16 protein-coding genes are annotated in these 19,029 nt (G+C 64.3%); 2 read left to right on the top strand and 14 right to left on the bottom strand.

What is annotated here, in order from left to right; translation table 11 throughout:
• Positions 1 to 190: 190 nt before the first annotated feature.
• Positions 191 to 2,401 carry a primosomal protein N' gene (locus IVB07_RS00930; RefSeq protein WP_018459840.1) on the bottom strand — a complete coding sequence of 737 codons (2,211 nt, stop codon included), beginning with the start codon at positions 2,399 to 2,401 and terminating at the stop codon, positions 191 to 193.
• A 112-nt stretch (positions 2,402 to 2,513) separates the two neighbouring features.
• Here IVB07_RS00930 and IVB07_RS00925 point away from each other — a divergent pair, with 112 nt between their 5' ends.
• A complete protein-coding gene (locus tag IVB07_RS00925; protein ID WP_018459839.1) occupies positions 2,514 to 3,479 on the top strand; it encodes a tyrosine recombinase XerC in 966 nt (321 codons plus the stop codon).
• Positions 3,480 to 3,483: 4 nt separating this feature from the next.
• Here the strand turns inward: IVB07_RS00925 and IVB07_RS00920 are convergent, their stop codons facing one another.
• Positions 3,484 to 4,056, bottom strand: a complete 573-nt coding sequence (locus tag IVB07_RS00920; protein WP_018459838.1) for a hypothetical protein — start codon at positions 4,054 to 4,056, stop codon at positions 3,484 to 3,486.
• A 117-nt stretch (positions 4,057 to 4,173) separates the two neighbouring features.
• Here IVB07_RS00920 and IVB07_RS00915 point away from each other — a divergent pair, with 117 nt between their 5' ends.
• Complete coding sequence (locus IVB07_RS00915) at positions 4,174 to 4,764, top strand: DUF4337 domain-containing protein (RefSeq protein WP_026233888.1); 591 nt, start codon at positions 4,174 to 4,176, stop codon at positions 4,762 to 4,764.
• Positions 4,765 to 4,922: 158 nt separating this feature from the next.
• Here the strand turns inward: IVB07_RS00915 and IVB07_RS00910 are convergent, their stop codons facing one another.
• From IVB07_RS00910 to IVB07_RS00855, 12 genes are all read right to left on the bottom strand, one after another.
• Positions 4,923 to 5,453 carry a hypothetical protein gene (locus IVB07_RS00910; RefSeq protein WP_018459836.1) on the bottom strand — a complete coding sequence of 177 codons (531 nt, stop codon included), beginning with the start codon at positions 5,451 to 5,453 and terminating at the stop codon, positions 4,923 to 4,925.
• Positions 5,454 to 5,486: 33 nt separating this feature from the next.
• On the bottom strand, positions 5,487 to 6,887 hold the full coding sequence (lpdA, locus tag IVB07_RS00905; RefSeq protein ID WP_247767441.1) for a dihydrolipoyl dehydrogenase: 1,401 nt from the start codon (positions 6,885 to 6,887) through the stop codon (positions 5,487 to 5,489).
• A 56-nt stretch (positions 6,888 to 6,943) separates the two neighbouring features.
• Complete coding sequence (locus IVB07_RS00900; RefSeq protein ID WP_026233887.1) at positions 6,944 to 7,693, bottom strand: SDR family oxidoreductase; 750 nt, start codon at positions 7,691 to 7,693, stop codon at positions 6,944 to 6,946.
• A gap of 64 nt (positions 7,694 to 7,757) precedes the next feature.
• Positions 7,758 to 8,993 carry a 2-oxoglutarate dehydrogenase complex dihydrolipoyllysine-residue succinyltransferase gene (odhB, locus tag IVB07_RS00895; RefSeq protein WP_026233886.1) on the bottom strand — a complete coding sequence of 412 codons (1,236 nt, stop codon included), beginning with the start codon at positions 8,991 to 8,993 and terminating at the stop codon, positions 7,758 to 7,760.
• 179 nt (positions 8,994 to 9,172) lie between these two features.
• Positions 9,173 to 12,142 (bottom strand): 2-oxoglutarate dehydrogenase E1 component, encoded by a 2,970-nt coding sequence (locus IVB07_RS00890; protein ID WP_018459832.1) that lies wholly within the window; start codon positions 12,140 to 12,142, stop codon positions 9,173 to 9,175.
• 137 nt (positions 12,143 to 12,279) lie between these two features.
• Positions 12,280 to 13,164 (bottom strand): succinate--CoA ligase subunit alpha, encoded by an 885-nt coding sequence (gene sucD / locus IVB07_RS00885; protein ID WP_018459831.1) that lies wholly within the window; start codon positions 13,162 to 13,164, stop codon positions 12,280 to 12,282.
• 34 nt (positions 13,165 to 13,198) lie between these two features.
• The gene (locus tag IVB07_RS00880; RefSeq protein ID WP_007604324.1) at positions 13,199 to 13,678 is read right to left on the bottom strand and encodes a DUF1579 family protein; all 480 of its coding nucleotides are present in this window, start codon (positions 13,676 to 13,678) and stop codon (positions 13,199 to 13,201) included.
• Between the two features lie 4 nt (positions 13,679 to 13,682).
• Positions 13,683 to 14,879, bottom strand: a complete 1,197-nt coding sequence (gene sucC, locus IVB07_RS00875) for an ADP-forming succinate--CoA ligase subunit beta (RefSeq protein WP_018459829.1) — start codon at positions 14,877 to 14,879, stop codon at positions 13,683 to 13,685.
• A gap of 220 nt (positions 14,880 to 15,099) precedes the next feature.
• Positions 15,100 to 16,068, bottom strand: a complete 969-nt coding sequence (mdh, locus tag IVB07_RS00870; RefSeq protein WP_007598869.1) for a malate dehydrogenase — start codon at positions 16,066 to 16,068, stop codon at positions 15,100 to 15,102.
• A gap of 183 nt (positions 16,069 to 16,251) precedes the next feature.
• Complete coding sequence (gene zapE, locus IVB07_RS00865) at positions 16,252 to 17,436, bottom strand: cell division protein ZapE (protein ID WP_085348694.1); 1,185 nt, start codon at positions 17,434 to 17,436, stop codon at positions 16,252 to 16,254.
• Positions 17,437 to 17,653: 217 nt separating this feature from the next.
• The gene (thpR, locus tag IVB07_RS00860; RefSeq protein WP_007598862.1) at positions 17,654 to 18,190 is read right to left on the bottom strand and encodes an RNA 2',3'-cyclic phosphodiesterase; all 537 of its coding nucleotides are present in this window, start codon (positions 18,188 to 18,190) and stop codon (positions 17,654 to 17,656) included.
• A 174-nt stretch (positions 18,191 to 18,364) separates the two neighbouring features.
• The gene (locus IVB07_RS00855; RefSeq protein ID WP_026233885.1) at positions 18,365 to 19,000 is read right to left on the bottom strand and encodes an arylesterase; all 636 of its coding nucleotides are present in this window, start codon (positions 18,998 to 19,000) and stop codon (positions 18,365 to 18,367) included.
• Positions 19,001 to 19,029: the final 29 nt, after the last annotated feature.

The following is a 19,029-nucleotide window of genomic DNA, read 5'->3' as shown; positions in this document are numbered from 1 at the left end:
CGCCTGAAACAAGCTCGCCGTCTTGGGGGACGGCGGGCTTTTTGTTTGTTCTTCCGCCGTTATTGCGAGGAGCGGAGAGACGAAGCAATCCAGACTGCCTCCGTGGAGGGATTCTGGATTGCTTCCGCCTTCGCTAAAGCTTCGGCGGACAAGTCGCTGCGCTCGCAATGACGGGGAGTTTTGCAGCTCCTTACAAAAAGCTCTGCGGATCGACGTCGACTTCGAGCTTTTGATTGCCCTTCGGCTTCGGGCATGCGGCAAGCCAGTTGCGCAGATAATCCGACAGGTCGAAGCCGCGCGCCGATTTCACCAGGATGCGGAAGCGGTAGCGGCCCTTGATGACCGCGAGCGGGGCTTCCGCCGGGCCCAGCACCACAACGCGTTCGTCGCGCGGCGCGAGCGCAACGAGGTGGCGGCCAAAGCCTTCGGCGCTCGGCCGGTCGCCGGCGGAAATGATCAGGCTCGCGAGCCGCCCGAACGGCGGATAGAGCGTGCGTTCGCGCAAATCGATCTCGCTATCGTAGAACGCTTCGCGGTCGCAGGCGATCAGCGCCTTCATCACGGGATGATCGGGCTGGTGGGTCTGGAGATAACCGATGCCACGGCCCTGCTCGCGCCCGGCGCGGCCGATCACCTGGTTGAGCAACTGCCAGGTGCGCTCGGAGGCGCGCGGATCGCCATTGGACAGGCCGAGATCCGCATCGACCACGCCCACCAGATTGAGCCGCGGAAAATTGTGGCCCTTGGCGACGAGCTGGGTGCCGATGATGACGTCGACGCGGCCCTCCGCGATGTCGTTCAGCTCGGAGCGCATCGTCTCGATCGAGGTGATGAGATCGCTCGACAGCACCATGGTGCGGGCCTCCGGGAACAGCGCCGCCGCCTCCTCCTGCAAGCGCTCGACGCCGGGCCCGACCGCGACCAGCGATTCCTCCGCCGCGCAATGCGGACAGGTTTGCGGGCGCGGCATCGAGAAGCCGCAATGGTGACAGACGAGGCGCTGGCGGAAGCGGTGATCGACCAGCCAGGCATCGCAGATGGTGCAGGCGAAGCGATGGCCGCAGGCGCGGCACAGCGTCAACGGCGCATAACCGCGGCGATTGAGGAACAGTAGCGCCTGCTCGCGCCGCTCGATCGCGGTCCTGATCTCGGACGCCAGCCGCGGCGAGATGAAGCGGCCGCGCGCCGGCGGCTCGCGGCGCATGTCAATGGCCTCGATATGTGGCATGTGCTGGCCGCCGAAGCGCGACGGCAGAGCGATGCGCTGATAGCGGTTCTTGCGCGCATTGACCTCGGATTCGACCGACGGCGTCGCCGACGCCAGCACGATCGGAACCTTTGCGATATGCGCGCGCACCACCGCCATGTCACGGGCGTGATAATGCACGCCCTCGTCCTGCTTGTAGGCTTGGTCGTGCTCTTCATCGACCACGATGAGGCCGAGATTGGCGTAGGGCAGAAAGAGCGCCGAGCGCGCGCCGACCACAACCGGCGCGCTGCCCTCGGAGATCGCCGCCCAATTGCGCGCGCGGGTGCGCGGCGTCAGCTCGGAATGCCATTCCAGAGGGCGCACGCCAAAGCGCTGCGCGAAGCGATCGAGGAACTGGCCGGTGAGCGCGATCTCCGGCATCAGGATGAGCGACTGTTTTCCGCGGCGGATCGCCTCGGCGACGGCTTCGAAGTAAACCTCGGTCTTGCCCGAGCCGGTGACACCGTCGAGCAGCGCGACGTGAAAGCTGCCGTTGGCGGCGAGTGCGCGCATGGCATCGACCCCGGCGCGCTGAAGCGGCGAAAAATCCGGCCGGCTGAAATCCGGATCTGGGGCCGGCGGCGGCGGAGGCGGGGGCATCGGCTCGACCGAGAGCGTTCCTTCGTCGACGAGGCCGTCGATCACGCCGGCCGAAACCCCGGCCTCTCTGGCCGCCTCGGACTTGCCGTGCAGCAGCCGGTCCGACAGCACCTCGATCAGGCGCTGCCGCGCCGGCGTCAGACGTTTTGGCGGATCGCCGACCAGGCGCACGCCGGCGCGCACCCGCTCGGGGCCGAGGTTTTCGCCCATCCGCAGGCACATGCGCAGCACCATGCCGCGCGGGCTCAACGTGTAATTGGCGATCCAGTCCACGACCGCACGCAGCTCGGGCTTCAACGGCGGGATGTCGAGCTTTTCGCTGACCTCCTTGAGGCGGTTGTGCAGGCGCGGATCAGGATTGGCGTTTTCGGCCCAGACCACGGCGAGCACCTCGCGCGGGCCGAGCGGCACGCCAATAATATCGCCCGCCTTCAGCTCCATTCCGCGCGGCACCTTGTAGGAATAGGTCTGGTCGAGCGCGACCGGCACCAGCACGTCGACCATGCGGGTCGCGTTGGCGGAGACGGCGTTGCTGCGCGACGTGTGATCCATGGAGGGGGAATCGGAACCCGGGGGCTTCAAGGCTAGCGCCCTGAGGCGGCCTTAGCGAACGATAAACGAGTGTGATGCGATATACTGAGTGGAATCACCACGTCCAGAGCGCATGAGCAAAGCGGCCGCCCCACAAATCGAGCTCGCCAGCGCCGATCCTGACATCGCGCGGGAGATGACGCGCTGGCTGTCGCATCTCGGCGCGGAGCGGCGGCTGTCGCCGAAGACGCTGGAAGCCTATGCCCGCGATTTGCGGCAGTGCCTGATTTTCCTCTGCGGCCATTGGGGCGAGCGAGTGACGCTAAAGCGTTTCGCCGCGCTGGAGGCCACCGATATCAGAGCCTTCATGGCGATGCGCCGCGCCGACGATATTGCCGGCCGCAGCCTGATGCGCGCGCTCGCGGGCCTGCGCTCGTTCGGCCGCTTTCTCGAGCGCGAAGGCAAGGGCAAGGTCGGGGCGCTCTCGGCGATCCGCGCGCCGAAAGTCGCAAAGAGCCTGCCCAAGCCGCTGCCGATGGCGTCGGCCAAACGTCTTGCGGACGCCGACGAGCGCGCCGGCGAGGACCGCGAGACCTGGATTCTTGCGCGCGACGCCGCCGTGATGGCTCTCCTCTACGGCTCAGGCCTGCGCATCTCCGAAGCGCTGGGGCTGACGCGCCGCGAGGTCCCGCGTCCCGGTGAAGGCGACGTGCTGATCGTGACGGGCAAAGGCAACAAGACCCGCATGGTGCCGGTGCTCCAGAACGTGCTCGCACTGGTGCAAGAATACGTTTCCATGTGCCCGTATCCGCTGCCGGCGGAGGGGCCGATCTTCGTCGGCGCACGCGGCGGGCCCTTGAGCCCGCGCATCATCCAGCTCGCGATGGAGCGGCTGCGCGGCGCGCTCGGCCTGCCCGACAGCGCCACGCCGCACGCGCTCCGGCATTCCTTCGCCACGCACCTGTTGTCACGCGGCGGCGATTTGCGCGCGATCCAGGAATTGCTCGGCCATGCCTCGCTCTCGACCACGCAGATCTATACCGGCATCGATGCCGAGCGGCTGCTGGAAGTCTATGCCAGCGCGCATCCGCGCCGATAGCGGCTCAGTTGGCGAGATACTCGATATCGTAGACGTAGTTCGAGCCGCGCCCGACCTCGACGCGGACCATCGGCCTGAACGTCTCCAGCCGCTCGTACAGCGGCGCCGTGACCTTCACCGGTTGGCCCGCGATGCGAACGAGATAGTCCGCTTTGCGGCGGCTACCTGACCTCCACGCACGATCGACACGGCCTTCGATCACAAGGCGGGACGTCAGGTGATCGAGAAACAGCATTCGTCCGGCATACCATGCAAGACCGCTGCCGAGCAGCACGATCAGGATCATCGAGGCGAACGCCTTCGCCTGGTCACGCCATGAGCCGTACAGCGGAGGTTGTCGCAGCTGCGAGCCGACGATAATCAGGCCCAGAACAACGAGGCCGACATGGACGTCGTTGACTGCGATGATCGAGCTCTTGTCATAAAACCGCAACAGGCCGATGTAGGTCAGGCCAAGCGCGAGGACAATCTTGCCGACGAACGGAAAGGCCGCGGTGTTGCGGGCCTTCAGCAGCGCAAGCGCGGATGCGAGGATGGAAGGCCAGACGCAGGCTGCGATGAATTCCGCTGTGGTCATGGGACAGGACTAGATCAGCCCCGACGCGAAACCCTTAATTGCAACGGCCATCGCGGCTTGCCACTTGCGCCCGTCGCGCAGTTCGGTCAATCGTTGGTAAACAGGCAGGAGGGATTTATGAGCGCACATGAAAGCATGGAGCATGCCGAGCACGCCGAACACGCGTCCGGCTCGAACAAGAAGATCGCGCTCCTGATCGCGGTTCTGGCGCTGTTCCTGGCGATCTCCGAGACGCTCGGCAAGGGCGCCCAGACCGAATCGATCAGCAAGAACGTCGAGGCCTCCAACCTCTGGGCGTTCTTCCAGGCCAAGAGCATCCGCCGCACCGTGGTGCAGACCATGGCCGACCAGGGCAAGCTCATCCTCGGCGCGGCGAGCGACGAGGCCAACAAGGTGGCCGTGCAGAAGCAGATCGAGGACTGGCAGAAGACCGCGCAGCGCTACCGCTCCGAGCCGGAGACCGGCGAAGGCACCGAGCAGCTGGCCGAAAAGGCCAAGCACGCCGAGCATGAGCGCGACGAGGCGACTGCGAAATATCATCACTTCGAGCTGGCGTCCGCCGCCTTCCAGATCGGCATCGTGCTGGCCTCAGCCACCATCATCACCGGCATGCTGCCGCTCGCCTGGATCGCGGGCCTGCTGTCGCTTGCCGGACTTGGGATGACCATGCTCGGCGCATGGTCGCCGCATCTGCTGCATCTGCATTGAGGCTCGTAGCCCGCATGAGCGCAGCGACATGCGCGCTGTCATGCCCCGGCTTGACCGGGGCATCCAGTACGCCGCGGCTTCTCCGTAGCCATTGCCGTCTCTGGAATACTGGATCGCCCGGTCAAGCCGGGCGATGACAGCGAGTCTGCGGTGAGGCTTCACCGCGCTTCGTGCACGCTCTTGCGAAAGCGCTGGATCAGGCGGAGCGTGCGGGAGGACCAGCCTTCGCCGTTGCCGGCGATCAGCTCCTTGATGCGTCGCTTGACCGGATCGACCAGCTCGGCGGCCTTGGCACGCAGCTTCAGCACCAGATCATAGAGCCGCTCGAACCACGCCATCTCCATCAGCTTGTCGCGCGTCACGTCGAACACGAAGGCGGTGACGCCGACCCCGAGCAGCTTTGCGAACACGATGGTGAAGACCGCGCTGGTCCAGTATTCGTGCGTGAGCAGCCACAGGCCAACCAGCTTGAGCGGAAACAGCGGGACGATCGGTACAGCGAACACGATCAGCGTCATCGCTGGCGACAGCGCATCGACGCGGTCCGACAGCCATTGCTTGAACCGCGCAAGCGGGACGATTGCGACAACCCGCGCGACGATCGGTTCGAGATGGTCCCACAGCCAGGCTTCGATCAGGAAGATGATCGCAAGCAGGACCCAGACCGGTTGAAGCAGGCGGCGTAGCATGTGTTTCCCGCCCGATTCGGCGCTGGGCGCGACCTACATATGGATGGCCCGCTTGCCGACTGCAAGCGCGGCTTCCTTGATGGCCTCGGAGCGCGTCGGGTGCGCGTGGCACGTGCGCGCGAGATCCTCCGCGCTGCCGCCAAACTCCATGAGAACGGCTGCCTCATGGATCATTTCGCCGGCTTCGCGGCCGATAATGTGCACGCCGAGGACGCGATCGGTCTTCGCATCTGCGAGAATCTTCACAAAGCCGTCGGTGGTCTGGTTGACCTTGGAGCGCCCGTTGGCGGTAAAGGGAAACTTTCCGACCGTATAAGCCACGCCCGCCTGCTTCAGCTCCTCCTCGGTCTTGCCGACGGAGGATACTTCCGGCGTGGTATACACGACGCCTGGGATAACATCGTAGTTCACGTGGCCGGCCCGCCCGGCGATGATCTCGGCAACCGCGACGCCTTCATCCTCGGCCTTGTGCGCGAGCATCGGGCCCGCGACGACGTCGCCGATGGCATAGACGCCCTTCACGCTGGTGGCGAAATGCGGGTCGATCTGCACGCGGCCGCGATTGTCGAGTGCAACACCGGCTTCCTTCAGGCCGAGCCCCTCCGTGTACGGCACACGGCCGATACAGACGAGAACGACGTCGGCCTCCAGCGTCTCGGCAGCGCCCCCCGCGGCGGGCTCGATCGTCGCCTTCAGCGTCTTGCCGGAGGTGTCCACGCCCGTGACCTTGGCACTGAGCTTGAAGGCAAAGCCCTGCTTCTCCAGGATGCGCTGGAATTGCTTGGCGATCTCGCCGTCCATGCCGGGCAGGATGCGGTCGAGGAATTCGACGACGACCACTTCGGCGCCGAGACGGTGCCAGACCGAGCCGAGCTCGAGGCCGATCACGCCGGCGCCGACGATCAGCAACTTGCCGGGGACCTTGTCCAGCGACAGCGCACCGGTCGACGACACGATGCGGGTCTCGTCGATCTCGATGCCCTTGAGCCGCGCGATGTCCGAGCCGGTGGCGATCACGATGCTCTTGGTTTCGACGACCTGCGACTTGCCGTCGGCGGAGATCTCGACCTTGCCGGTGCCGAGAATCTTGCCGGCGCCCTTGAGCACGTCGATCTTGTTCTTCTTCATCAGGAACTCGACGCCCTTGACGTTGCCGTCGATGCCCTGCTGCTTGAAGTTCATCATCGCAGGCAAATCGAGCTTCGGCGCGGAGACGCTGACGCCCATCTTGGCGAAGGAATGCCCGGCCTCCTCGAACATTTCGGAGGCATGCAGCAGCGCCTTCGACGGCATGCAGCCGACATTGAGGCAGGTGCCGCCGAGCGTCGCGTTCTTTTCCACCACGGCGACTTTCATGCCGAGCTGCGCTGCACGCACCGCGCAGACATAACCGCCCGGTCCGGTGCCGATGACGACGAGATCGTAGGTAGCCATGAGAGAAAGTCCCGTAAGTTTAGCGTTGAAGGATGTGTCAGCGTCCGCGCGGCGCGTCAGCGTCCGCCGGACACATCGAGAATGGCTGAGGTAACGTAGGAGGCATCGTCCGACATCAGCCAGACGATGGCATTGGCGACTTCATCGGCCGTACCGACGCGCTTCATCGGCACCATATGGGCCAAGCGATGGGCGCGGTCGGGCTCACCGCCGGCAGCGTGGATTTCGGTGTCGATCAGGCCGGGGCGGATGCCCGCGACGCGAATGCCCTCGCCGGCAACCTCATAGCCGAGGCCGATGGTGAAGGAATCGATCGCGCCCTTGGACGCGGCATAGTCGACATAGGTGTTCGGCGCGCCGAGCTTGGCCGCAACCGACGACAGATTGACGATGACGCCGCCCTGGCCGCCATGCCTGGTCGACATCCGCTTCACGGCTTCGCGCGCGCAGAGGATGGAGCCGGTGACGTTGACCGCCATCACACGCTGGATGCGCTCGGCCGACATCTCGTCGACGCGCACGCCGCTGGTCCCGACAATACCGCCATTGTTGACGAGCGCGCCGAGCGTGCCGAACGCGTCCGCGGCCTTGAACAGCGCCAGGATGTCGCTTTCCTCGGCGACGTCGCATTTCACCGCGATGGCCTTGCCGTTGCTGGCCGCGATCTCGGCGACCACCTCATCGGCGGCCGTCTTGTTGCTGGCATAGCCGACAACGATCCGGAAGCCGCGTGCCGCGGCGGCAATTGCGGTCGCACGGCCGATGCCGCGGCTGCCGCCGGTGATGACAACGACTTTATCCGTCACGCGCGCCTCCATAGTTCGACACGCGCCGTCGCGAAAGGCGACGGCGCTCGCAGAGCATCAGCGATCAGAGATCGAGCACCAGGCGCGCCGGATCTTCCAGGCTCTCCTTGACGCGGACAAGGAAGGTCACGGCTTCCTTGCCGTCGATGACGCGGTGATCGTAGGACAGCGCCAGATACATCATCGGGCGGACCTCGATCTTGCCGCCGACGACCATCGGCCGCTCCTGGATCTTGTGCATGCCGAGGATGCCGGACTGCGGCGCGTTCAGGATCGGGGTCGACATCAGCGAGCCGTAGATGCCGCCATTGGTGATGGTGAAGGTGCCGCCCTGCATCTCGTCGATCTTGAGCTGGCCGTCGCGGGCGCGGCGGCCGAAATCGGCGATGCCCTTCTCGATGTCGGCGATCGACTTGTTGTCGCAGTCGCGCACCACGGGCACGACGAGGCCCTTGTCGGTGCCGACGGCGACGCCGATGTGATAGTAGTTCTTGTAGATCAGATCGGTGCCGTCGATCTCGGCGTTGACGGCCGGGATGTCCTTCAGCCCCTGGACGACGGCCTTGGTGAAGAAGCCCATGAAGCCGAGCTTCGAGCCATGCTTCTTCTCGAACGCATCCTTGTAGTGGGCACGCAGCGCCATGACGTTGGTCATGTCGACCTCGTTGAAGGTCGTGAGCATCGCGGCGGTGTTCTGCACGTCCTTGAGGCGGCGCGCGATGGTCTGGCGCAGCCGGGTCATCTTGACGCGCTCTTCGCGGGCGGCGTCATCGGCCGGCGACGGTGCGCGGACCTGAACCGCTGCGGCCGGCTGGTTGACGGGGGTCGGCGCCGAGGCCGCACGCTCGATCGCGGCGAGCATGTCGCCCTTGGTGACGCGCCCGTCCTTGCCGGAGCCGGGAACGGTCGAGGCATCGACGCCGGTCTCGGCCGAGAGCTTTCGCACGGAGGGAGCGAGCGGCGCATCGGCCGGTGGCGCCTTCGCCGCGGCGGGAGCAGCAGCGGCCGCAGGAGCGGCAGCCGCGGGCTTCGCGGGCGCAGCTGCCGGCTTGGCAGCGCCGGCGGCGCCTTCGGTAATCTGGCCGAGCAGCGCGCCGACGGCGACGGTGGCACCATCGGCGGCGATGATCTCGCTCAGCGTGCCGGCTGAGGGCGCCGGGACTTCGATGGTGACCTTGTCGGTCTCGAGCTCCACCAAGGGCTCGTCGACGGCGACGGGATCGCCGGCCTTCTTGAACCAGCGGCCGATGGTGGCCTCGGTGACGGATTCGCCGAGGGTCGGCACACGAATTTCAGTCATGGTCTTTTCCTTAAGGAGATCGCCAATGCGGACATAGGTGCAGATGTCAGCGCCCGCGGATGCGGGCGATCCAGTACGCCGTGACAGTCGTGATAGAGACGGGCGGCGCGGAATACTGGATCCCCCGCCCCGGTGCGCAATTGCGCACAAGGCGGGGCATGACGAGGTGTAAAAACTTCTCAGCTCAATGCTTCGTCCAGGAACGCCTTCAGCTGCGCCTGATGCTTCGACATCAGACCCGTGGCGGTCGCAGCGGAGGCGGCGCGGCCGACATAACGCGGACGCCGGCTCGCACCGTTCACCTGGTTCAGCACCCACTCCAGATAGGGCTCGATGAAGTGCCAGGCACCCATGTTGCGCGGCTCTTCCTGGCACCACACCACTTCGGCCTTCTTGAAGCGCGACAGTTCGGCCACCAGCGCCTTGAGCGGCACCGGATAGAGCTGCTCGACGCGCATCAGATAGATGTCGTCCATGCCGCGCTTCTCGCGCTCCTCGTAGAGGTCGTAATAGACCTTGCCCGAGCAGAGCACGATGCGGCGGATCTTCTCGTCGGGAACGAGCTTGATCGCTTCGCTCGGCAGCATCTGGGCGTCGTCATAGAGGATGCGGTGGAAGGTCGTTCCCTTCGCGAGCTCCTCGAGACGCGACACCGCCCGCTTGTGACGCAGCAGGGACTTCGGCGTCATCACGATCAGCGGCTTGCGGATCTCGCGATGAAGCTGCCGGCGCAGCACGTGGAAGTAGTTCGCCGGCGTGGTCGGATAGACCACCTGCATGTTGTCTTCCGCGCACATCTGCAGATAGCGCTCCAGACGCGCCGAGGAGTGCTCCGGTCCCTGGCCTTCATAGCCGTGCGGCAGGAGGCAGACGAGGCCGGACATGCGCAGCCATTTGCGCTCACCCGAGGAGATGAACTGGTCGAACACGACCTGCGCGCCGTTGGCGAAGTCGCCGAACTGCGCTTCCCACAGGGTGAGCGTGTTCGGCTCGGCGAGCGAATAGCCGTATTCGAAGCCGAGCACGGCTTCTTCCGACAGCAGCGAGTTGATGACCTCGTAATGGCCCTGCTCGTGACCGAGATGGTTGAACGGCGTGTAGCGGCTCTCGTCTTCCTGGTCGATCAGGACCGAGTGGCGCTGCGAGAAAGTGCCGCGCTCCGAATCCTGTCCGGACAGGCGGACATGGTGGTTCTCGTTGAGCAGCGTGCAGAACGCCAGCGCTTCGCCGGTCGCCCAGTCGATGCCCGTGCCGCCGTCGATCGCCTTGGCGCGGTTTTCTAGGAAGCGCTGGATCGTGCGGTGGACGCGGAAACCGTCCGGCACCTTGGTGATCTTGCGACCGATGTCCTTCAGGGCGGCGATGTCGACGCCGGTGACGCCACGCCGCGCATCTTCTTCCTGATCGGCGATCTTGAAGCCGGCCCATTTGCCGTCGAGCCAATCGGCCTTGTTGGGCTTGTAGCCGGAGCCGGCTTCGAGTTCGGCATCGAGCCGCGCGCGCCAGTCGGCCTTGGCCTTCTCGACCTCGCCCTCGGTCAACACGCCTTCGCTGATGAGGCGGCGGGCGTAGAGTTCGAGCGTCGACGGATGGGCCGCGATCTTCTTGTACATCACCGGCTGGGTGAAAGCCGGCTCGTCGCCCTCGTTATGGCCATGCCTGCGGTAGCAGAACATGTCGATGACGACGGGCTTGTGGAATTTCTGCCGGAACTCGGTCGCAACCTTGGCCGCGAACACGACGGCTTCCGGATCGTCGCCGTTGACGTGGAAGATCGGCGCGTCGATCATCTTCGCCACGTCGGACGGGTAAGGCGACGAACGGGAATAACGCGGATAGGTGGTGAAGCCGATCTGGTTGTTGACGATGAAGTGCACGGAGCCGCCGGTGCGGTAGCCCTTCAGGTCCGACAGGCCGAAACATTCCGCGACCACGCCCTGGCCGGCGAACGCGGCGTCACCGTGCATCAGCAGCGGCATCACCGAGATGCGCATATCCGGCGGATCGCCGTGCTGATCCTGCTTGGCGCGGACTTTTCCGAGCACCACGGGATCGACGATCTCCAGATGCGAGGGGTTGGCGGTCAGCGACAGATGGATGCGGTTGCCGTCGAACTCGCGATCCGAAGACGCGCCGAGGTGATATTTGACGTCGCCCGAGCCTTCGACCGCATCAGGATTGGCCGAACCGCCCTTGAACTCGTGGAACAGCGCGCGATGCGGCTTGCCCATCACCTGGGTCAGGACGTTGAGGCGGCCGCGGTGCGGCATGCCCAGCACGACCTCCTTCACGCCGAGATTGCCGCCGCGCTTGATGATCTGCTCGAGCGCGGGGATCAGCGATTCAGCACCGTCCAGGCCGAAGCGCTTGGTGCCGGTGAACTTGGTGTCGCAGAATTTCTCGAAACCTTCGGCTTCGACCAACTTCATCAGGATGGCACGGCGACCTTCGCGGGTGAACGAGATTTCCTTGTCCGGCCCCTCGATCCGCTCCTGGATCCACGCCTTCTGCGCCGCGTTGGTGATGTGCATGAACTCGACGCCGAGCGTCTGGCAGTAGGTGCGCTCGCAGATCGCGGTGATTTCGCGCAAGCTGGCGTATTCGAGACCGAGCACATGGTCGAGGAAGATCTTGCGGTCGAAATCGGCTTCGCTGAAGCCGTAGGTCCGCGGGTCGAGCTCTTCGCGATTGCGCTGGGCTTCGATGCCGAGCGGATCGAGCTTGGCGTGGAAGTGACCGCGCATGCGGTAGGACCGGATCAGCATCAGGGCCCGGACCGAGTCGCGGGTGGCCTGGAGAAGGTCGGCGGAGGAGAGGCCGCCGCTCTTATCGCCACCCTTGGCCTGCGCCTTGGCAGCGATCTTGGCTCCGACCGTCTTCTCGACTTCCGCCCAATTGCCGTCGAGCGCGGAGGTCAGATCATCCTGCGGGGTCAGCGGCCAGTTGGCGCGCTCCCAGGACGGGCCTTGGGCGTTCTTGCTGATGTCACCCGGCTGGTCGTTGAGGCTCTTGAAGAAGTCCTGCCACTCGGCATCCACCGAGGACGGGTCCTTCTCGTAGCGGGCGTAGATTTCGTCGATGTAGGTGGCGTTGGTGCCCTGCAAAAAGGAGGAGAGGGCAAAGGCTGCGTTCGCGTCTTGGCGAGACATACTTGAGTTCCTGGCGATTTCGGTTCGCGCATAACAAACGGCGCTGGCGCTGGGCTCCCCGGCAGAGGACCAGCGCGACAGGCACCATTTACCCTATTTGCTGCGAAACTTCGCCCGGAAAATTACGAAGGTGTGAATCAAGATTTCAATTTTTCGGCAAGCGTGTGGCCGAGGCGCGCGGGAGATGGCGACACTGTAATTCCAGCCGATTTCATCGCGTCGGTCTTGGAACCGGCGTCGCCCTTGCCGCCCGAAATGATCGCACCGGCGTGGCCCATGCGACGGCCGGGAGGGGCCGTGACACCGGCGATGAAACCGACCATCGGCTTCTTGCGGCCGCGCTTGGCCTCGTCCTTGAGGAACTGGGCGGCGTCCTCCTCGGCGGAACCGCCGATCTCGCCGATCATGATGATCGACTCGGTCTTGGGGTCGCCGAGCAGCATTTCCAGCACGTCGATAAACTCGGTTCCCTTGACCGGGTCGCCGCCGATGCCGACCGCGGTGGTCTGGCCGAGGCCTTCCTGGGTGGTCTGGAACACGGCTTCGTAGGTCAGCGTGCCGGAGCGGGAGACGATGCCGACGCTGCCGGTCTTGAAGATGTTGGCTGGCATGATGCCGATCTTGCACTCGCCGGCGGTCATGACGCCCGGGCAGTTCGGCCCGATCAGGCGCGACTTGGAGCCGGCCAGCGAACGCTTCACCCTGACCATGTCGATGACCGGGATACCTTCCGTGATGCAGACGATCAGCGGGATCTCGGCGTCGATGGCTTCGCAGATCGCATCGGCCGCGCCCGGCGGCGGCACATAGATCACCGATGCATCGGCACCGGTCTTCTCACGCGCCTCGCGCACGGTGTCGAACACCGGCAGCCCCAGATGCGTCGCGCCGCCTTTGCCGGGCGAGGTGCCGCCGACCATCTTGGTGCCATAGGCAATCGCGGCCTCCGAATGGAAGGTGCCGTTCTTGCCGGTAAAGCCCTGGCAGATGACCTTGGTGTTCTTGTCGATCAGGATGGACATGAGGTCTGCTTTCGCGAAACTAACGAGTGAGAGGTCAGTGGATGCGGCGGTAGACGCCGGTGAGCACGTCGGCCCAGCCTTCTGCGTCCGGCGAGAACTGGATCTTCAACGAATAGGAATCGTCGTCGATGATTTCATAGACGTGGCGCGCATTGCCGCGGAGCGAGCCGCGCACCAGCGTCAGGGTCTTGCCGACCCACCCGCCGGAGGCGGGCGAAGGCGGCGTGTAGCCGAGCGAGTCGTACCAGAACAATTTGTAGGTCCGGTCTTCGCGGTCGAAGGTGAAGATGCCGTGGGTGGCGAAGCTCTGCTTGCCGTCGCGGGTCTGGACCGAGTCCTGGATCAGATAGAAGCCATTGAGATCCATGTGGGCCACGACGCGAGAAGTCGCCGTTCCACCCTCCGTCCAGCGCGACGGAAAGACCACCTCTTCGCCATTCCATTCACCGGCGAACGCGGCAAGACGCGCGTGCTCCGGCAGCGGGGATGATGCAGCGAGATGGTCCTGAGTCATGGCCTCAGCCTCCCTTGACGGCCTTCACGATCTTCTGCGCGGCGTCGTCGAGATTGTCGGCCGGCACCACGTTCAGGCCGGATTCACGAATGATCTTTTTGCCCAGCTCGACATTGGTGCCTTCGAGGCGAACCACCAGCGGCACGCTGAGGCCGACTTCACGCACGGCGGCCGTGACGCCCTCGGCGATCACGTCGCACTTCATGATGCCACCGAAGATGTTGACCAGGATGCCCTTCACGTTGGGATCCGCGGTGATGATCTTGAAGGCGGCCGCGACCTTTTCCTTGCTGGCGCTGCCGCCGACGTCGAGGAAGTTCGCCGGCGCCATGCCGTAGAGCTTGATGATGTCCATCGTCGCCATCGCGAGACCGGCGCCGTTGACCATGCAGCCGATATTGCCGTCGAGGGTGACGTAGTTGAGGTCGTATTTGGACGCCTCGATTTCCTTGGCGTCTTCCTCGGTCTCGTCGCGCAGCGCGAGCACCTCGGGGTGACGAAACAGGGCGTTGTCGTCGAACGACACCTTGGCGTCGAGCACGCGGAGCTGGCCCTGCTTGGTCACGACGAGCGGGTTGATCTCCAGCATCGACATGTCCTTCGCGACGAAGGCCGCGTAGAGCTGCGCGGTGAGCTTCTCGGCCTGCTTGGCGAGATCGCCGGAGAGTTTCAGCGCGTTCGCGACGGTGCGGCCGTGATGGCCCATGATGCCGGTCGCGGGATCGATCGAGAAGGTCACGATCTTCTCAGGCGTGTTGTGCGCGACGTCCTCGATGTTGACGCCGCCCTCAGTCGACACCACGAAGGAGACGCGGGAGGTCTCGCGGTCGACCAGGATCGAGAGGTAGAATTCCTTGTCGATGTCTGAGCCGTCCTCGATGTAGAGGCGGTTGACCTGCTTGCCGGCGGGTCCGGTCTGGATGGTGACGAGCGTTGCGCCGAGCATCTGCTTGGCGAATTCGGAAACTTCCGCGGCCGACTTGGCGATGCGGACGCCGCCCTTGTCGCCGGCCGACGCTTCCTTGAACTTGCCCTTGCCGCGGCCGCCGGCGTGGATCTGGCTCTTCACGACCCAGACCGGGCCCGGGAGTGCCTTTGCCGCCGCGTCCGCATCGGTTGCCTTCAGGACCGGAACGCCCTTCGAGATCGCGACACCGAACTCGTTCAGCAGCGCTTTGGCCTGATATTCATGGATATTCATTTAGTCGCTCCCTGAACCCGCGGGCGGTGACCTCGTAGGCCCACCTCAGTCTTGTGGCTGGCATACCATATACCACAGGAACTGCAACCCGGATTCTCTGACATCGATCTCTGGACTGCCGATCCGGAGCCCGCCCCGTCCTCTACAAGAGTTGCAGCGGGGGCCCGGAAGTGAAACCGCCGAAGACCGGTTTTTCGATCTTCGGCGGGGAATGTTGGGTTTAGCGGCCCAGAAGATCGGGCGCGATCTTCTTGCAGGCGTCAACCAGACCCTGCACTGCGCCGACCGACTTGTCGAAGGCTTCGCGGTCCTTGCCGACGAGCTCGATCTCGACGACGCGCTCGACGCCCTTGGAGCCGATCACGACGGGCACGCCGACATACATGTCCTTCACGCCGTATTCGCCGTTCAGGTAGGCGGCCGAGGCCAGCACGCGCTTCTTGTCACGCAGATAGCTCTCGGCCATCGCGATCGCGGAAGCCGCCGGAGCATAGAAGGCCGAGCCGGTCTTGAGCAGATTGACGATCTCGGCGCCGCCGTTGCGGGTGCGGTCGACGATCTCGTCGAGGCGCGCCTGCGAGGTCCAGCCCATCTTGACGAGATCGGGCAACGGGATGCCGGCGACGGTGGAGTATTTTACCAGCGGCACCATGGTGTCGCCATGGCCGCCCAGCACGAAGGCGGTGACGTCTTCGACCGAAACGTTGAACTCGTCGGCCAGGAAGTAGCGGAAGCGCGACGAATCCAGCACGCCGGCCATGCCGACGACCTTCTTGTGCGGCAGGCCGCTGGCCTTCTGCAGGGCCCAGACCATCGCGTCGAGCGGGTTGGTGATGCAGATGACGAAGGCGTCGGGAGCGTACTTCTTGATGCCGGCGCCGACCTGTTCCATGACCTTGAGGTTGATGGAGAGGAGGTCGTCGCGGCTCATGCCGGGCTTGCGCGGCACGCCGGCGGTGACGATGCAGACCTTTGCGTTGTCGAGCGCCTCGTAGGAGTTCGCGCCGGTGTAGTGCGCGTCAAAGCCGTCGACCGGCGAGGACTGCGCGATGTCGAGCGCCTTGCCCTGCGGCACGCCCTCGGCGATGTCGAACATCACCACGTCGCCCAGCTCTTTCAGGCCGATGAGATGAGCCAGCGTTCCGCCGATCTGACCGGAGCCAATCAAAGCAATCTTGTCGCGCGCCATGTGAGCCTGTCCTTTAGACACGTAAGGAGGGGAAAACTGAGACGGGTGGTTATCCCTTTCGCCTCCCCCGTTCAAGTCACGGGTTGCCCAATTGTCGGGCTTGCCGCGTATTCAAGCGCAACCTTGTCATTCCGGGGCTTGGGGAAGCGCCGAGTCCGGAATGACAGCGCTGGCAAATAGGACTTAAGTCTCGACCAAGCCCTTGGTCGAGCCGCTGGCGGTGGAATCCTTGCGGCCGTGAGGCAGCGCCAGATAGGATTCCGAGCTCATTTCGATCAGGCGCGACGCGGTGCGCTTGAACTCGTTGGCCTCGTTGCCCTCATTGGCAAGATAGAGCGAGATCGGGTTGGCATCGGCGGAGGCCATCAGCTTCACGGCATTGTCATACAGCGTGTCGATCAACGTAATGAAACGCTTGGCGGCGTTGCGCTGGGAGAAATCCATCACTGGAATATGGTCGACCAGGATGGTGTGATAGTCGTGCGCCAGCCTGAGATAGTCGGATGCCCCGAGCGGCTTGTCGCAGAGATCGGCGAACGTGAAGCGCGCCACGCCGTGGGCCGAGCACGGCACGTGCAGGATGCGGCCCTTGATCGAAATATCGCGCGACTTGCATTTGGCGCCGCCTGACATCTTCGACCAGGCGCGGTCGAGCGCGGCGTCCGCCTCGGTGTCTGCCGGCGTCAGCCACATCGGTACGCCCTGAAGTTTTTCCAGCCGGAAGTCGGTGCGCGCGTCGAGCCGCAGCACGTCCATGTGGTCGGTGATCTGCCTGATGAAGGGCAGAAACAGCGAACGGTTCAGGCCGCCCTTGTAGAGGTCGTCAGGCGCGACGTTGGAGGTCGCGACCACCACGGTGCCGAGCTCCAGCAGCTTTGCGAACAGGCGGCCCAAGATCATCGCGTCCGCGATGTCGGTGACGTGGAATTCGTCGAAACAGAGCAGCCAGCTCTCCTCGAAAATCGCATGCGCGGTCAGCGCGATGACGTCGCCGTCGCCAATCTCGCCGCGCGCGATGCCCTGGCGATAATCGTAGATGCGCTCGTGCACCTCGGCCATGAATTCGTGGAAATGGGCGCGCCTCTTGTGCTCGACTGTCGAGTGCTGGAAGAACAGATCCATCAGCATGGTCTTGCCGCGGCCGACCTCGCCATGGACGTAGAGCCCGTGCGGCGCCTCGTCCTTGTCGCTGCTGAACAGGCGGCTGAGCAGGCCCTGCTTGCGCGGCGGCTTGTAATCGGCGAGCCGCTGGTCGAGCGCGGCATAGGCGTCGGCGATTTCAGCCTGCGCAGCGTCGGGCTCGATCGCGCCGGACGCGATCTGGGCCTGATAGGCCTCGCGGAATGAGGAACTGGGGGTCGAGAGCATGCTCTTTACCGCCAGAGATGAGCGGAAATTGCAAGCCGTGAATTGGGGCGGGGCGCCATGCATTCCGTGTCCCGGACGCGCTGCGGCACGCAGTGACGCTGCGCAGAGCCGGGACCGACTGTTTCGTACAGGACCGTTCGTCTATCGCCGCGTAATGGGCCCCGGCTCTGCAGCGCACCGCTTCGCGCTGCGCAGCGTCCGGGGCACGAGAGCTTCGCTACTCACACAGCTCGTAGGCGTCCTCGACCACATACGGGCCGCCGCCGGTTGAGGCGCGGGACGAGAACAAAACAAAACGTTCGGCCGTGAATGCCTTGCTGGGAAAATAGCCACGCAGCGAGAGATAATCGGCGACGTCACGGTCGGTGGCGTCGTGCAGCCGGGCCAGCGTGACATGCGGGATGAACTTGCGGCCTTCCGGGTCGAGGCCGATCCGCTGCATCAGGCGCTCGAGCTCGGCCTGCAATTCCATCAGCGGCTTGCTCGGCACGATGGTGGCGACCACCGCGCGCGGCTTGCGTCCGCCGAAACTCTGCAAACCCTGCACCTTCACCTCGAACGGCTTACGGTCGACGCGAAACAGCATCGAGGCGATTTCGTTGGCGGACATGCCATCGATATTGCCGATGAAGCGCAGGGTGACATGGTAATTTTCGGGATCGATCCAGCGGGCGCCGGGAAGGCCGCCCCGCAAATTGGAAAGCGACTGGCCAATCTCGGCCGGAATTTCCAGACCAGTGAACAAACGCGGCATCGTTTCGCACTCCCGATGCTTGGGCATGATCCCAGGGCAAGATCATATCCAAATTTTAGAGCCGGCGACGAATCACCGGTACCCTAATTCCTATCGCAGTTGTGTGACCCTGCGAAGCATCGCGCGCCTTACTCCGGTAAAACCCTGGGAATTACGGTTAGCGCTGCCTGGTTTTCAACGCCGTTGCTCAGCGATGGTGCCAAGGAATGCCTCAACCGTAGGCAAGATATTCTTGACGATGATATCGACGCCGGCCGCGGTCGGATGAATGCCGTCGGCCTGGTTGAGCTTGGCATCGGCCGCGACACCATCGAGAAAAAACGGATAGAGCGGCACGCCGAATTTTTTCGCCAGATCCGGATAAATCGAATTGAAGCGCGCAGCATAATCCGCGCCGTAATTCGGCGGCGCCAGCATGCCGCACAGCATCACCGCGATCTTGCGCGCCTTGAGGCGCTGGACGATCTCGGTCAGCGCGGTGCGGGTCAAATCGGGATCGATGCCGCGCAACGCATCATTGGCGCCGAGCTCGATGATCACACCGTCGGTTCCGTCAGGGACCGACCAGTCGAGCCGGTCACGGCCCCCCGAGGAGGTGTCGCCGGATACCCCGGCATTGGTCATGCCGACCTCTATGCCTTTGTCTTGTAAAGCTTTTTGAAGCTTTGTGGGGAACGCTTCCTGGGCCGGGAGGCCAAGACCCGCGCTCAGGGAATCGCCGAGAACCACCAGCTTGATCGGTTTCGCCGCCTCAGCCCATGCCGGATTTGCGACGGTCATCAAAGCGAACATCAACACGGCTATGTGCATGAACAATCCGTAACGCCTCTCGACCGCGC

It is taken from the genome of Bradyrhizobium sp. 172 (assembly GCF_023101065.1).
GTDB lineage: Bacteria > Pseudomonadota > Alphaproteobacteria > Rhizobiales > Xanthobacteraceae > Bradyrhizobium > Bradyrhizobium canariense_D.
This window is presented reverse-complemented; position numbering and strand designations above follow the sequence as displayed.